Source organism: Stenotrophomonas forensis, assembly GCF_028752115.1.
Taxonomy (GTDB): Bacteria; Pseudomonadota; Gammaproteobacteria; order Xanthomonadales; family Xanthomonadaceae; genus Stenotrophomonas; species Stenotrophomonas forensis.
Window position 1 is genome coordinate 1731007 of the sequence record NZ_CP082270.1, and the last position, 14914, is coordinate 1745920.

Consider the following 14914-nt stretch of genomic DNA (forward strand, 5'->3'; position numbering starts at 1 on the left):
GTCTTACGACAGTTCCAAGGCCGGCGACTCGATGCCGCGCGCCTGGTCGATCTTCTCGGCCACCTTGAAGGCCGCTTCCAGTTCGGTGCAGCCGTAGTGCTGCATGAGCTGGTAGCGCTCGGCCTTCTCTTCGGGTTCGGTCTGCGCCAACGCCAAGTACAGGCTGGGCGGCACGGCGCGGAACAGCACTTCCATGCTCTTGGAAAGGATGACGCCCTCGGTGAACTTGCCCGCTTCTTTGCGCGCCGAGAGCATCAGCGCTTTCTGCGCGGGCGAGAGTTCGCGGAAGCGTGCAATCTTCTCGACCTCATCGGGCGGCATCGACAGGCAGATCCACCACTCAATCATGTTGAGCATGGGCTCCGCGGCACGCGGCAGATCGTCGATATTTTGTGTAGCCAGCCAGAACCAGGCCCCTAGCTTGCGCCACATTTTTGTAATTTTTACAACGTAGGGCGCAAGCAGCGGGTTCTTCGTGATGATGTGGCCTTCGTCGGTCACATTGATGATCGGACGGCCCAGGTACTGGTCGCGCTCGGCGATGTTGTTCACCGTGCTGATCAGGCTGATGTAGGCGATGGAGAGCTGCGCGTTGTAGCCCTCCCGGGCATAGGTCGCGAGATCCACCAGCGTGATGTCGGCCTCGGGCCACGGCGTGCCATCGCGATCGAACATCTCGCCGTCCGTGCCTTGGCAGAACATGTCCATCGCGTCCGCCATCTCCAGCAGCCGCACGCGCCGCATCTCGGGCAGCGTCGGGTCCTGGCCGCGCGTGCGCAGCGCGTTGCGCACGTCGCGCGTGAGCACCGTGCGTTTCTCGGCCACGCAGTGCTCGGCGGCATCGAGGATGCACTGGCGGATCAGCGAGCGATCGGCCCGCGTCATCCGGGCTTCTTCCTTGTCCTCGCCGCCTGTGATCATCAGCCGTGCCGTGATCTCCAGTTCACCCAGCACGTCGCGCTGCTCGTCCTCCTCCATGACCGAGGAATCGGCTGGCAATTCTTCATCCAGTGCATCGGCATCAAGCGTCTGCACGTTGCTGGGCGTTTCGATCAGCCGGCGAGCGTCGGCGAACGGCGCCAGGCTGATGCCCGAGCCAGGAGCCAGCTTGACCCGGTTCACGGTCAGACCCAGGCGCTTTGCGAAGTCGCTGAACAAGCCAAAGCTGTTGCCGGCTTCCACGATGAACAGCCGCGGCCGGTAGATGGCCGTGACCTGGTTCAAGAGGTTGTTGAGCGTTGCGCTCTTGCCCGAGCCGGTGGGGCCGAACAGGAACAGATGGGCGTTCATCTGCCTGTCCAAGCGGTTCAGTGGATCAAACGTGATCGGCCCGCCGCCGCGGTTGAAGAACGTGTTGCCCGGATGACCCGTACCCTGGCTGCGACCCCACGCCGGCGAGAGATTCGCCACATGCTGGGCGAACATCAGTTGGGTGAACCAGTTCCGTCGATCTTGCGCAGGGTTGTAGCAGCACGGTAGCCAGCGCAGGTAGCTGTTGAGCGGCGCGACTTCATCGTCCTCGCGCACAGGCTGCAACCCCGCGTTGAGCATCACGTTGGCGAGGTCCAGACCGCGCCTGTCAAGTTCGGCTTCATCGCGTCCGCGCAGATAGAAGGCCAGCGTGCCGCGGTAGAGCTTGTGCGCGCTGCCGATGAGCGAGCGTGCCTCCTGCACATCCTTGAGCGTTTGTTCCGATGCCAGTGTTTCGCCGACAGCCTTCTTCGCCAGGTGATTCAGGTGCGATTCGAGGATGTCCTGGGGCGTCGCCACCATGGTCAGACACATCGTGGTGTCTTCGGGCATCTGATCGAAAAGCGTGTTGATAGCGTCCCCCTTGCGGGTTTCGCCGGTCAGGTGCCCCGTACCGGGCGGCATGCGTAGCCGGTCGGTGACCAGTACGCGATGCGGCATACCGTCAAAGTACCAGGTGCCGTGCTCGGCATCGGAGCGAGGCTGACCGAAGAACAGCCGTTGACTGAAGTCCCGACCACTCGCCAGCTCAATCTCACCTTCCTCCACCTCGTCGGGATAGCGGGCCAGCGCATAGAAGCGCTCTCGCTCCTCAGCGCCGGGCCCGAGCATCGTGGGGCGTGGGTTGAACCAACGCAGCAGCCAGTCGTGAACATCGGCCGCGACCATGCGCCGGGCCTGGATGCCGGCGTTCGCCAAGCCGCCGCAGAGGCGATCGCAGACGATGTTCAGCATTTGCTCGGGTGTCTGGCCGCGGCGGTTCGCCTGCCCGGCGGCCCGGCGATAGACCACCATGCGCACGCGCCGCGTCTGGCCGCGCCAGCGCAACCGCGTGACCACCGTATCCTCGAACAGTCCGCCGGGCTTGGCCACCGCGCGCAGGTGGTGGCCAAAGAAGCGGAGGTAGAACTCGGTGAAGGCCGTGCTGCGGGCGCGCGGCTGCACGTAGTCGCGTAGCGTCTGCATGTACTGGTCGAAGCTGGGCTCGTCCTGTGCATAGAGCTGGAGCACCCACGGGTTCTCATCCAGCTCATCGAACGAGTCCTGGAGCGCGTTTTCGAGCGCATCGCGGGCATGAGCGAGCCAGCCCGGTTCCCGACCTTCGGTGCCTAGCGGGACCAGTTCGTAGAAGGCCGCGACCGATTGCCCGTCCTCCAGCAGCATGGACTTCGACGGCGGCAGGAACTCCACCCACGGCAGCAGCTCCGCGAATGACTGCGCAACGTCGTACATCGCCTGCTCGTCCGCCACGGTCGCCGGCCTGCGGCCCTGGACCGTCGCTCCGGGTTCGGCAATGCCGGCCTGGCGCAACGCCTCGACGTGGCGCTGCCAGCCGTCCGGCTGCTCGTCATTGCCACCATCGGATGCAGCCAGCTTCGGCCAGGGGAGTTTCCAGCGCATCAGTAGTCCTCCACGCGCTCGCCCGGCATGGCGTACTGCACACGCTGGTACAGGGGAAAGACCGTCGTGTAGCCCGGAACCGGCACGGGATCGGTGCCCGCCAGGTGCGGGTACACATACATGACAAGATCGGGGTTCGGCAGGCGGTGGAACTGGCGATAGACCTCGTTGCGCGCCGTGCGCGTGTAGCGCATCTGCTCGGTGGGCGCGGCCTCCACGTCGGCCTCGGTCAGCGTCCGGCGCAGGCTCTGGCGTGCATCGAGCAATTGCCTGCGCGCCACCTGGCCGGCGCCACCACCCCCGTCACCGGCGTTCTGCTGCCAGATGTCCATCATCGTGCTGTCGCCGTGGGGGAGCAGCTTTTCCTTGCTGGTGGCACAGCCGCCGAGCACCGCGACGGCGAGGGCCAGCGCCAGGGCCTTATTCAAGTTCGAGAGCATGGCTTTCTCCTGCGCGGTGATCGACCTTGCGGCCTTCGGGATCGAAGTCGATGGCGAGCGGCTTTTCGAGGTGGACGGCGACCTTCGCGCCGGGCTGGACATAGACAGCGGCGAACGCCTGGCCGTACAGCTTGTTCACCCAGTCGGCCATGTCGCGCACGCCACCGGCCAGGATGCGGCCCACGGCTTCATTGCCCGAGATACCGACGCTGCCGATGGAGCCGTCGGCGCCGACGTAGGACATCTGGCCGCTGTCGCTGTCGATCAGCGAGGCGACGCCGGCACCGGCGGCGGTAATCAGGGCTTGCGAGCCAAGGTACTGCTGGGCGTTGCTGCGCCGCTCCCCGCTGACGCAGGGAATGCCGTATGGGTCGCTGATCCAGCCCAGGCCTCCACTTTGAGAGTTCTGCTGCTGGTTGTTTTGCTGGTTGCCGTCGCGGTCTTCGGGGATGGTGCGGATCGTGCCGTCGTGGAAGACGAAGGTGATGCTGCGTACCTGGCCGCGCACGCACGAGAGCGTCCAGTCGCCCGATGCGGTGCCGCTGAACACGGCACCGGCCACGTCGGGAATGTCGATGCCATTGGCGGTCAGGTTGTCCGATCCGACCAACACCTTGAAGGGGTACGGATCGTTGACGGTTCCGTCGATCGGCACGCGGCCGATCAGCGCCGTCATCGCCACCGACCCCATCAGCGTCGAATTGGTCGGTACGGTATAGACCGCCTTGGCGCTCTTCACGCCTGCGGCGCGTGCGCCCGCGTTCGCCACGGTTTCCGCCGTGGTTTCCAACGTGCTCTGCGCGGGGCCGAAGCTCGTCGGGAAGCTCATGCCGCTACCCGTGCCACGACTGCTGTTGCGCCCCTCGGCTTTCCTCGCATCGTCGGGTTCGACCCAGCGCACGCCGCCTTCCATGCCGGCCTCGTCGCCGTCACGCAGCCCCAGACCCACCGGCAGGTCGGCATGGCCGCCGCCACGTCCGCCGATACTGTCCAGGCGCCGTTGCAGGTCGGCCAGCAGCCCTTCGGTCTGCTGACGCGCGCTGGCTGCCTGCTCTTGGTCGCGACGCAGGTTGGTGCGCTCGGAGTCGAGGGCCGAATTGATGCGCTGGTCAATGGAGTTCTCGCGCTGGCGCAGTCGCTGGTTTTCTTCGCGCTGGGATTTGTTGTCCGAGAGCGCGGTCTGAAGCTCGGTGCGCAACTGCTTCACTTGGGCAACGAGCGTCGCCACGGTGTCGCGCGGGGTATCGCCCTCGATGCCCAGCGCCTTCATTTCCGCTGGCGTGAGCTTGGCGCCGGCATCCGCGGTCGGTGGTGCCGAAGTGCTGCCTCCCGAGAACAGCCGGATGGCGACGAACAGCACCAGCACGGCAACCGGGATCATCAGCCACTTCAGGAGTCCATTACTGCGCATGGCGGACCTCCTTGCGGTCGGTGCCATCCTGGGAACCGGCTTCCGGTTGCGGGAGATGCACGGCCGGGTCGAAGCGGTTGACCGCTGGTAGCAGCGATTGCGCAAGGCCACGCCCGCGCGTCACCAGGTACAGAACGGTCGTGTCCTCGGGCGTCCCGCGCGGGCCAAGCGCCTCGTGTTGGAAGGTGGCGGTGAGGAAATCGCCTTGCAGCACGCGCGGGTCCAGGGTGATCCAGCCGCTGCTGCTGTTGGTCAGGCGCACGGCGGTCACCCACTGGTCTTCCAGACGCCATGACGCGAGCGCGACCGCGCGCACGGGCAGCGTCGGCATCAGCGTGCCGAGGTCGAGGTCACGGCGCAGGTTCACCCGCATGACGCTCGGCAGCGGCTCCACGGTGCGTAGCGGCGCGTAGAGGTTCTGTGCGGCAAAGCGCGTCAGGACAACCGACACCGGGGTCTCGCGTCGCGCCGCTCGCGCGCCGGCCTGGTCCTGGGCGCGCGCCGGAGCTTCGTTGTCATCGCCGGGCTGATCGCCATAGCGCGCCGGGGTGCTGTTGCCCTCGACGATGCGCACTGGTTCCAGCTCGGCTTCGCCGTCCTTGGCTGGCTCCGCCGCAATGTCCAGCAGGATCAGCGCGCCCGTGTCGGCGTCCTGCAATTGCAGCCGCGTGGGCTCGATCGGCTCGCTGGCGCGCAGGTACACCGCGCCGCCCGCGCTCTGCACCCGTAGGCGCTCGCCGACGCCCGCAGGTACGCCCACGCGGACGTTGCGGTCGATGAACACGATGCGCTCGTGGCCGACCTTCAGCGGCACCGCCAACGGCATACGTTCCCAGCGCAGGATCTCCACTGCCTGGACAGCAGGAGCGGCGGCCACGGCCAACAGCCCCAGCAGCGTGAGTACAGGATGCTTCATGGGGTTTCTCCTTGGGGCGCTTGCGGAGACAGGCCGCCAGACGCCGGGCGCGTTGGCTCCGGCGTGCTGATGCGCTGGGGCGCGCCCTCATAGCAGTCGAGCGCCAGGCCGAACGGGTTGCGGGCAGGATCGACGTCCACCCGCGTGACCTTCACTGGATAGCGCACCAGAGCGCGCTTGACTTGCTCGGCGCCGTAGTACTCGTCGGCGGTGATGTCCAGCGTCACCACCCAGTCGCGGTCGGAGACCACGCGCACGCGCGCCGTAGGGTCGTCGCCGTAGCCGCGGCCGGGGATTTCATAAATCCCGCGCACGCGCTGGCGCAGCTCGCCCGTGCTGCGGCGGTAGTCGTAGTCCGCGCGAAGGAAGGCCTGGCAGGACGGGGTGAGATACGGCGAGAGCGTGTGGAGGTTGCGCGCGTAGTCCTCTTCGCCATTCGTCGGCCAGCGGTTGAGCGTCTGGAACACGTAGAACGTGAACGCATAGACCGATTCGGGCGGCACTTCCCACCACTTCCTGGTACTGCCGGAGCGCAGGTCAGGCGGAACGTGGATGGTCAGATCGCGCGGAGCGCTCCACCAGCCGCCGCCCATGACCAGGGCGACGATGACCAGGGCGCCAGCCCCCAGGCGAAGCGTCTTGATGTGCGCCTGCAGGTGGGTGATCTCGTTCTTGAAGCGGCTCATCGCGCGCTCCTTCGGGTGGTCCAGAAGCCGGAACGCGAGATCAGCACATGGCCGCCCACCCAACCCGCCATCAGTGGATGACGTGTCGCAATGCGCCATTGCAGTTGCCGATACAGCCAGGTGTCGGGACGCCCGCGTTTGAGGCGGCGAAGAATGCCGCCGCCGATGAACACGCCCAAGGCCACGCCCAGGACGACGAACGTGGGAGCTAGCGCGATCGTGCGGAACACCCACGACAGCGGCGCGCCGACCAGCAGGCCGGCGGCGCCGGACAAGCCGCAGCAGATCCACAGCTCGTCGGCGGTGAGGCCGCGCACGACAACGGGGTGGCGGTTGAGCCGGTGCGGAAGGAACGTCACGGTCCCGTCCGCACGGACGTGCTGCTGCTCAGACATACCGGCCTCGCCTTACAGGATGCCGGTGGCTTCGGTGAGCAGCCAGATGCCGATCACGAGCAGGACGGCGCCGATGGCGACCGTGAGGCCGAACTGGCCCCACGTCTTGCGGCCTGTGTGGATTTCCGCGTAGGTCCCGTAAGCGTGGTAGCACACGCCGATGAACATCGACGCCACCACCAGCAGGGCTACGAGCATGATGATGTCGTAGCCGTAGTTGCGGATCGTTTCCATGATGCCGTTGCCCGTGCCGCGGGTCGGGTTCTCCAATTGCGGCAGACCCTGCGCGAACGACAGCACGGGCAGCGCAGCGGCGCCCAGGGCCACGGCGGCGCGCTGGGCAAGACGGGAATTGAGGATGCGGTTTTGCATGGTCATGCCTTTCAGGTCAGGAGAGGAGGAAGAAAGTCAGGACGAGGTACATCGCGACGAATCGGATGCAGACGCCGAGGAACTGGCGCTGGTTGAGGCGGCTCTCGGACCACCCCACGTAGGCCGTTCGCATGGCCCAGACGCCCCAGACGAGCAGGACCGCGAACACGACGCCGACCAGGACGGTCGCCATCGCTGAAGGTGCGATGCCGCTGTTGGCTTGAAATGCCGAGACCTGGGCGCCGTTCATGGCTTGCCCTCCGCGGTCGTCGGCGGTGATGGCGGGACGACCCGCTCCGTGCGGTAGTCGCCGGCCAATTCGGACGGGTCGCGCGGCTGGGCGCGCGACGGTGTGAGATGGGCCTGGATGCCGGCGCGCACGCGCGCCAGGTCAGCCAGCAGCCTCGGGTAGTCGAAGTGGTAGCGCTCGCCCGGCTGGATGGGGGCATGCGCGGCGCTGTCGGCGACCGTGCGCTCCAGCGCGTCGAGTTGGCGCAGCGCTGCGACCAGCTCCTGACGCTGCGCTGGGGACTCGGCCAAGGCCATCGAGGACTGGCCCAACACAAGGGCCGTCACGAGAAAAGTGGGCACGCCGCGATGCGCGGCGCGCAGCCAGATCGGAGCCAACATCGCGCCATTCCTGTGTGATCAGCAATGGCTAGATCGTGGAGATCAGGGCTGTTTCAGGCCGCAAACAATAGGAACCTGCGGATGACCGGATTGATCGGCTAGAGGTACTTCTTGAAGCTGCCCGCAGTCAGGCTCACGGCCAGTCCCAGCAAGGCGGCGCTCGGCAACAGGATCAGCAATGGATGCACCGAGATCGGCAGTGCCAGGTACGTGATCCACGGCAGCACGGCCAGGGGCATAAGGCTGGCTTTCGCGCGGTGGTAGATGAACCCGGATTCGCGGCCCGCGCCGAACCTGCGCACGTCACGTCGCACCAGACCGTCAATCAGACCGACGAAAGCAGCCGTGAAGATCAGTGGCAGCGTGAGCACCAGGACCAGCAGGCGCACTAGGAAGGTCAGCGTCGTGAAGGCCGCGGCGATCAGGTAGCTCTCGGCCCAGACATAGGCTTGGCTGATGTAGTAGCGGAAGTTGCGCGCCTGCTCGTGGCTGGGCGCGCGGACGCGCTCGGCGGTCTGGCTCATGCGCGCCAGCAGCCCGGAGCGAACAAACACCCATTCGTAGCCTGTATCCACCAACTCGTGCGCCGTGCGCCCCGGCTCCTGCACGACCACGCTGCGCGTGAAGTGGTTGGACAGATGCCCAAGCTCGTACTGCAACATCTGCTGGGAATGGCGCCAGCCCTGGTCCTTCCAGAACAGGTGCATGCCGACGCACTCCACCACGATCGAGAACAGCAGCGAGCCGATCAGCACTCCAAGCAAGCGAAACGGCAAGGTGATGGTGCCGACGATCAGGCCCTGGCGCTGATTCTGCTCCCGCTGCGCGGTCGAGGCGGCGTCCTTCACGGCGCGGCCTCGTCGCCACTGTGGTCGGTGTCGGTGGCCACCGCAGCAGGCTCGGCTGGAGCAGCATCATCCAGCAGGTCATCGGGCAAGGCCGCATCCTGCAAGGCCGGGGAACTGGTGAACTCCCACCACTGCGTAGCCTCGCTGTAGCTCTGGCGCATGTACCCTGCCAGTTGTTGCAGGTCCGTCGGCATCACTTCATCCGGGTCTGGTAGCGGCAGCGGCATGCGAACCTTCCAAAGCTGGCCGCCCTGCAGCAGCGCGAAGCATTGGCCTTTTGGCAGGCCGACTACGTGCGATGGCTCGATCATCGGCACGCTGGACATGCTGATGCGGTCCTGGGTGTTCGACGTGAAATCCGTCGCGCCGCGGATGTCCGAACTGTCGGTTGCCCCGGAGACGATGGTAGTGGTATAGACCTCGACCTTCGGCAACTGCCGCGTCAGCAGTTCGGCAGTGGCAGTCTCGCGCACGCGCAGCATGAACAGGTTGTTGAAGTTGCCGATCACCTGGCCAGCTTTCGCGCGATTGCCGATGCGGGCCTCGATGTCCGAGAGGGTCTGCGTGTACGCGGTGACTTGCAGCCCGGCGCCGCCGCCTTTGTTGATAAGCGGCACGAATTCGTCACCCATGAGTTCATTGAATTCATCCGCATGGACGTTGATCGGTACGCGCGCGCCAGCCGAGGCGTCTGGCAGGCCATCGTCGATTCCGTGCTTGTAGATATGGCCCGCGACCGAAACCAGGTCGGAGAACATGGAGTTGCCGACCGCTGCGGCAACCTCGGCGTCGGACAGCGCGTCCAGTCCCACATAGACGATGGCGCGCTTCCTGATGACTTGCATCCAATCGAAGATCGGGCGCGGGTCGGCCAGGTCGGAATAGTTCGGTGCCAGGAGCTGCGCGATCTTGCCGCTGGTTAGCTTTTCCAACAACGGCAGCAATGACGCGACGATCTTGTCGAAGTAGGTCTTGTCGTACCGAACTGCCGAGCGCAGTCCGTCGAGCACCGGGTCGTAGTTGCGCGCCTGGGAGAGATACTGCTCCAGCGCAACCACGCGCTTCTCTCGCCCGATCATGTTGCGCGGGATGTTCTTCTCGTTGAGCTTGGCCTCGATCTGGACGATCACCTCCCAGGCCTTGGGCTCGGTCTTGGCGAAGTAGTGCTGGGCGTACTCGATAAACAGCGCGTCGATGTTGATGACGTGCCGCTGGATCAGCATGTAGTCCGGGCGCTGTCCCAGTTCCACCAGGGCACGAGCAATGATGTTGACGAAGCGCCACGCGAACTCCCTGAAGGCCGCGCTATTGCCTTCACCGGAGAGTTGCCCTGCGATACGGGTGGCGACTTCCGAGATGCGACCGAATCGGCCCACCGCGTTGTAGCGGGCGCTGATCTCCGGCCAGCCCAAGTGGAAGATGTAAAACTCGCCTTCACGGCCGGCGCGCTTGGCCTCGACATACATGCGCTTCAAGAGGTCCGCATCCCCTTTGGGGTCGATGACGATCACGACTTCGTGCTCGCCGGCAGCGCTCTTGCGGCGGATGTCCTGGGTCACGAACAACTCGGCCAGTCGCGTCTTGCCCACGCGCGTGGTGCCCAGCACCAGCGAGTGCCCGACACGCTCGCCGAGCGGAAGGCTGACGTCCACCTCGTCCGGTTCGATGCCGTGCAGGCGTGGCAGGCCGCCCACAGGCGGCAGCGGACGCACCGGGTTGAAAGGAGCATCCCAGCCCGTGAGCGCGGACAGCCGGGATAGCGGGAACGGCGCGAACTCCAGCCGCTCCTCCAGTCGCCGTGCCAGCCGGTAGGCAGGCGTCGGCTCGACGTATCGGCGGAACTCCGGCCGGTACGTCTGCATCAGCCTATGGGTGTGTTTTTGTTCCCACAGGAACCCGCGCCCGATGAAAAGCCGCTGCTGGCTGACGGGCACGTCCTTGCTCGTCATCACGTAGCGCGACAGGCGGCGGATGTTGCGTCGGTAGCGCAGGATCACGCGGGCATCGCGATAGCGGATCGCGCCGTAAGCGCCGAAAGCCAGCGCGCTGCCGACGCCCATCGACGGGCTCAGCGCGAGCGACCATGGGGCCACCAGGCACAGAAACGCGGCGCCTGCACACGCCGCGACGGTGTATAGCTCCACCGCTGGGCGTAGCAGAACCTCGACCGGCTGTTTCCCCGACATGGCTTCATTGCTCGATGCCGGTGGCCGTGATCAGCGCCGGGTAGTGCCGCAGCCCCAGGCGATCGGCCAGGTCGTCTCCGGCTACGGGCGCGAGCGGCACGCCCGGCACCAGGGCACGCAACCGTGCCAGGCCCTGCGCGGTCTCGACATTGACCACGAGGCCGACCGCGCCGCGTTCGCGCAAAGCGACGCCGCGGCGCTGCAGCCAGGCCCGGGAGGCGTCGTCGTCGCCGATGACCACGAACGGCCGCAGGCCGGGCGCTTCGATCACGCGCCGCGCGACGGTGCCGGGCGTGAGCTTGGCGCTACGCACCGGCAGCATCGCTGCCTCGTCCGCGGGTGTGGCGGGAACCTGTGGCGTCGGAATGGGCGGCCGGCCCGGGACATCGGCGCGCGCCTGGAGGTTGAGGGCCTCGTAGTACGGCAGCGCCGACGTGCCACCGCGATCTTCGACCACGATCAGCGGATCGCCGGCACGCGATGCCAGCGGCAGACCTGCCAGCAGCACAAGCAGGCCCCGCAGGGCCAGATGGGATTTTGTCATGGGGAAGTCTCCTGGCGCGCGGCGAGCACCGCGGCGTTTGGATGTGCGCCCTGCACACGCGCGAGATGGCGCGACACGCTGCGCCGGTAGCGGGCGGCGGGCTCGCCGCCCGCAGGACGGTGGTAGCGGCCGATCGCGAGCAGCCAGTCTTCGCCGGACGTGTGCTGCTCGTTCAGGATTTCAGCGGCGATGGCGAGGTTTCGATACGGGTCCAGCAGGTCGCACGCGCTGGTGAAGCGATGCTTGTGGTAGCCGAGGTTGATCTGGACCAGGCCTGCATCGATGCGCGTGTGGGGCGTGGTACGCATTGCCTGTTGCAAGCCCGAGCAGGCGTCGGCGCGCGTGGCGAAGCGGCGCGACTGGCCGGCGACATTGAGGGACCACGGCCACGGCACGATGCGCCCGTTGCGTCGAACGCCGCTCTCCTGCAAGGCCACGGCGTAGAGCACGGTCGAGGGGATGCCCGCCTGCTGGGCGGCGAGCTGGTAGGCAGGTGGCGGAATCTCCTGGGCATGGACGGCGCAGGCGCACAGGCCGGTAGCGAGCACCAGTGCGCACAAGAGCTGCGAGAAGGAGGTGGCCGCTACGGCTGGCGCTGCCATTGGCCGTTCACCTCGCGCACAGCCGCGGGCAAGTCACCGGGCAGGCCCAGCGACAGCCAGCGGCCGCCGTCGTGGTTGAGGGTAATGCTGCCGCTGCGCACGCGCGCCGGGTCGATCTGCGCGCGCTTGGCCCAGTCGCGGATGCGTGCGTCGTCCTGGCGGCTGCCCACCATATACAGGTCGAACTCGGCACCCGAGGATTGCAGCCGCTGCACGAGCTGCCCACAGGCCGCGCAGCCGTCCTTGACGAACACCGCCATGCGACCGCTGCCGCGCGCGGTGCCGGTGCCCGGCCCGTCGTCGGGCAGGTTCACGCGCTGCATGCCGGGGTTCAGGCGCTGCCAGGCTTCGTCGTAGGCACGTTGGTAGGCGAGCAGCTTCTCGACGCGGCGAGCCTCGACTTGCACCTGCAGCTCTGCATAGCGCCGCCGTTCTTCGTCGGTGCGTGCCTCGATGCCTAGGGCAGACAGCGGGTCCAGGTTTGGCGAGTAGATGCCCAGCGGCCCATCCATCAGCTCGCGGTAACGCGCCCATTCCAGGGGTTGGAGCCCCCAGTTGCTTGCTACTCGGTCGTCCAGGACGCGGGCGGCCAGCGGGCGCTCCTGGCTCTGCGCATTGCGGGCTGGAGCTGTGGCTGGCTGTTGCGCCCACGCGGGCCACTGGACTGAAGCCAGTAGGAGTGCGGAAAGGATGATCGACGGCTTCATGTCGTGTGCTCCGATCAGGGAATCGCCACGCGACGGATCTGTTCGCCGGCTTGGAACACCGCAGCGCTGCCATCGATTGCCTGCAAGCGCCATGGACCGACCGCATCACCGGGCAACAGCACCTGAAGCTGGTCGGGCGTGAAGTCCCCGCTGCTCGGCGCGACGGACACACTGAGCTGGCCGGCGCGCAGTTCGGCGCCGACGATGCGGAACGGCAGTGGCGGCGGTTCAGGCTTGGCGGCGGGCTTGCTCGATGTGCGCGGCTGGGCGGGTGTTGCTGCACGCGCGGCGGTCTGACGCGTCTTGATCTGCTCGATCTCCGCGCGCAGCGCCTGAAGGTCGTCGGCTGCTGCGTAGCTGCTCAATGTCTTCTCAACTTGGGAAGCGCGTGCTTCCAGGATTTGGCGGGTGTCTTTGAGGTCCGCCGCCGTTGCGACCTGCGGACGCTGCTGGATGGTTCCGATGGTCTCGGCCAAGGCCACCGCCTGCGCTTCGAGGCGTTGCAAACGGGAGTCGAGCCGTTCCTCGTCGGCCTGGTCGCTCATCGCCTGGTAGCCGAGGGCCACGATGACGCTGAGACCGAGCAGCCAGAGCCAGAGCAGGCTTTGCGCCACCACGGCGGCAGCCGGGCGCCGCGAGGATTGGGGAGTGTTCATGGCTGGCCGCCTGGAATGGAGGGCATCAGTGGGAAGGTCTGCACCGCATCGGCGGCGGCCGGTTCAGGCATGGATTCGACGGCCATGCTGTCGCCGGGCCGCTCGAAGCAAATTTGTCGTGCGCGGTCATCCGCGTGCAGTTCCCAGGCCGGACCAGCTAGGGTGATCAGCGCGTCGCGCAAGGTCATGGGACCGAGATGCAGGTGCGCCGCCGGCAGCGGCAGCGCATACAACTCGATCACGGCATGTGCCGTTTGACACAGGCTGTAGCCGCTGCGCTTGAGCACGTGCCGCAGCCCATCGCCGACCGTGACGCGGGCATCCGCCGGCATCGAAACATCGATGGTCTGCAACAGCAGGTCGCGCTGCGCCGCCGTGGGGGCCAGCTCGACCAACGTGTAGCGCCCATAGCGCACAACGGGGATGTACTCGGGCGCTTCGGGTTCGGGCGCGGTCGAGACTTCCTCGAAGGCATCGGGTGCGTGCGGCGCAGTCGTTGTCGCGCAGCCGCCAGCCAGTACCGACCAAAGCAGGCCGAGAAATCCCGTCAGCAGGCGGCGTTCGGGATGGTGAAACCAGGGTGGAGAGGGGCACATAGCTCGGCGTCCTGAAACATCGAGCCCTCACCATCGCCGCTGGGGTCGTGCGCGGCAGCAAACAATGCGAATCACGCCCCGTCCGATTTTCCGACAGCCTCCCTCCAAAGAAAAAGGCCCCCGAAGGGGCCAATGAGAGCGCAGGTCGGACCCTGCCGAATCAACCCCGAGCCAGCTTCAGGCCAGGATCGACCTGTGCCAGTTGGGCATGCGCCCAGCAGCGCACGAGTTGGCCGTTCTCGCCGAGCGGCCGGTCCGCCATCGCCACCGAGTACTCGTCGGTATCGCTGGTGTCGTAGCAGACGACTTTGATCTCGCCGGTGTCGCAGCGGATGGAGTGGATCTGGCCGTCGGTCATATCGACCACGACGACCTGCGGGACAAGACCCAGTTCGCGGGCGGCCGACAGGATGGGGCCATATTCGGCAGCGTCGAAGCAGACGAACGGCCCTTCGTACCGGGCTTCTTCGGCCAGATCCTTGGCTTTGTGGTAGTGGGCACCCTGGTCGTATTCCTCCTGGGTGGTTCTGACCTTGAAGACCGGCATGTTGGGGGTGCCGGAAGCATCGACGCAGGCGACAGCGACTTGCATCTCGATCTCGCCGCCTTCAGCAGGCTCGGTCGGAGGGATGACAGCCTGACTCTCGGGTTCTTCGTCGGCCATACCCATGCGCTCGCGCATCTCGTCGGCGAATGCCTCGGGAGCCATCAGGCCGTAGCGCGCCAGGCGCACGGGGATGTCTTCAGCGTTCAGATTGCCGTCTTCGATGCGCTGCCGCATGAAGGAGGCGATCTCGGTTACCAGGGTGTCACTCTCAGCTTCCGAGGGCTGCTCGGACACATCGATCGACCACTTATCCACTTCCGCGGCGGTCTCGCCGGTCAGCAGACCCTCATCGATGGCGTATTCGCACATGCTGCGCAGCCGTGCCAGCATTTCCGATTCGGCCTCGCCGTTGAGCAGGTAAGTCACGTCCAGCGTGAGGCGAGCACTGACGACTTTGGTCGTTGCTTGGGTATTGGTGTTCATGGAAATCTCCTTGGGATCGAAAAA

General features: G+C 66.3%; 17 protein-coding genes. All 17 read right to left on the minus strand.

Annotated features, from left to right (window positions below):
• Positions 1-3: 3 nt before the first annotated feature.
• The 17 genes from K5L94_RS08110 to K5L94_RS08190 all read right to left on the minus strand — a co-directional run bounded on the left by K5L94_RS08110 (position 4) and on the right by K5L94_RS08190 (position 14890).
• Positions 4-2871, minus strand: a complete 2868-nt coding sequence (locus K5L94_RS08110) for a conjugative transfer ATPase (protein WP_023103900.1) — start codon at positions 2869-2871, stop codon at positions 4-6.
• Positions 2871-3311 carry a TIGR03751 family conjugal transfer lipoprotein gene (locus K5L94_RS08115; protein ID WP_023103901.1) on the minus strand — a complete coding sequence of 147 codons (441 nt, stop codon included), beginning with the start codon at positions 3309-3311 and terminating at the stop codon, positions 2871-2873. Before K5L94_RS08115 ends, K5L94_RS08110 begins: the two co-directional genes overlap by 1 nt.
• A complete protein-coding gene (locus K5L94_RS08120; RefSeq protein ID WP_017515583.1) occupies positions 3292-4722 on the minus strand; it encodes a TIGR03752 family integrating conjugative element protein in 1431 nt (476 codons plus the stop codon). Before K5L94_RS08120 ends, K5L94_RS08115 begins: the two co-directional genes overlap by 20 nt.
• A complete protein-coding gene (locus tag K5L94_RS08125) occupies positions 4712-5638 on the minus strand; it encodes a TIGR03749 family integrating conjugative element protein (protein WP_023103903.1) in 927 nt (308 codons plus the stop codon). Before K5L94_RS08125 ends, K5L94_RS08120 begins: the two co-directional genes overlap by 11 nt.
• Entirely contained in the window at positions 5635-6324 is a 690-nt protein-coding gene (locus K5L94_RS08130) for a PFL_4703 family integrating conjugative element protein (RefSeq protein WP_023835765.1), read from the minus strand. The genes K5L94_RS08125 and K5L94_RS08130 overlap by 4 nt, the downstream gene beginning before the upstream one ends.
• Positions 6321-6719, minus strand: coding sequence for a TIGR03750 family conjugal transfer protein (locus K5L94_RS08135; RefSeq protein WP_023103905.1), 399 nt, complete (start codon positions 6717-6719; stop codon positions 6321-6323). Before K5L94_RS08135 ends, K5L94_RS08130 begins: the two co-directional genes overlap by 4 nt.
• A 12-nt stretch (positions 6720-6731) precedes the next feature.
• Entirely contained in the window at positions 6732-7097 is a 366-nt protein-coding gene (locus K5L94_RS08140; RefSeq protein ID WP_023835764.1) for a TIGR03745 family integrating conjugative element membrane protein, read from the minus strand.
• A gap of 10 nt (positions 7098-7107) precedes the next feature.
• Positions 7108-7341, minus strand: coding sequence for a TIGR03758 family integrating conjugative element protein (locus K5L94_RS08145; RefSeq protein WP_009459672.1), 234 nt, complete (start codon positions 7339-7341; stop codon positions 7108-7110).
• Positions 7338-7721, minus strand: coding sequence for an integrative conjugative element protein, RAQPRD family (locus K5L94_RS08150; protein ID WP_023465080.1), 384 nt, complete (start codon positions 7719-7721; stop codon positions 7338-7340). The genes K5L94_RS08145 and K5L94_RS08150 overlap by 4 nt, the downstream gene beginning before the upstream one ends.
• 98 nt (positions 7722-7819) lie before the next feature.
• Positions 7820-8569 carry a TIGR03747 family integrating conjugative element membrane protein gene (locus K5L94_RS08155; protein WP_023103908.1) on the minus strand — a complete coding sequence of 250 codons (750 nt, stop codon included), beginning with the start codon at positions 8567-8569 and terminating at the stop codon, positions 7820-7822.
• The gene (traD, locus tag K5L94_RS08160; protein WP_023103909.1) at positions 8566-10755 is read right to left on the minus strand and encodes a type IV conjugative transfer system coupling protein TraD; all 2190 of its coding nucleotides are present in this window, start codon (positions 10753-10755) and stop codon (positions 8566-8568) included. The genes K5L94_RS08155 and traD overlap by 4 nt, the downstream gene beginning before the upstream one ends.
• Before the next feature lie 4 nt (positions 10756-10759).
• A complete protein-coding gene (locus K5L94_RS08165; RefSeq protein WP_017515759.1) occupies positions 10760-11299 on the minus strand; it encodes an integrating conjugative element protein in 540 nt (179 codons plus the stop codon).
• Positions 11296-11901, minus strand: a complete 606-nt coding sequence (locus K5L94_RS08170; protein WP_028690955.1) for a transglycosylase SLT domain-containing protein — start codon at positions 11899-11901, stop codon at positions 11296-11298. Before K5L94_RS08170 ends, K5L94_RS08165 begins: the two co-directional genes overlap by 4 nt.
• Positions 11883-12608, minus strand: a complete 726-nt coding sequence (locus K5L94_RS08175) for a TIGR03759 family integrating conjugative element protein (protein WP_042862846.1) — start codon at positions 12606-12608, stop codon at positions 11883-11885. Before K5L94_RS08175 ends, K5L94_RS08170 begins: the two co-directional genes overlap by 19 nt.
• Positions 12609-12622: 14 nt before the next feature.
• Positions 12623-13264, minus strand: a complete 642-nt coding sequence (locus K5L94_RS08180; RefSeq protein ID WP_023103912.1) for a hypothetical protein — start codon at positions 13262-13264, stop codon at positions 12623-12625.
• The gene (gene pilL2, locus K5L94_RS08185) at positions 13261-13860 is read right to left on the minus strand and encodes a PFGI-1 class ICE element type IV pilus protein PilL2 (protein ID WP_028690956.1); all 600 of its coding nucleotides are present in this window, start codon (positions 13858-13860) and stop codon (positions 13261-13263) included. The genes K5L94_RS08180 and pilL2 overlap by 4 nt, the downstream gene beginning before the upstream one ends.
• Positions 13861-14020: 160 nt before the next feature.
• Complete coding sequence (locus K5L94_RS08190; protein ID WP_028690957.1) at positions 14021-14890, minus strand: hypothetical protein; 870 nt, start codon at positions 14888-14890, stop codon at positions 14021-14023.
• Positions 14891-14914 lie beyond the last annotated feature (24 nt).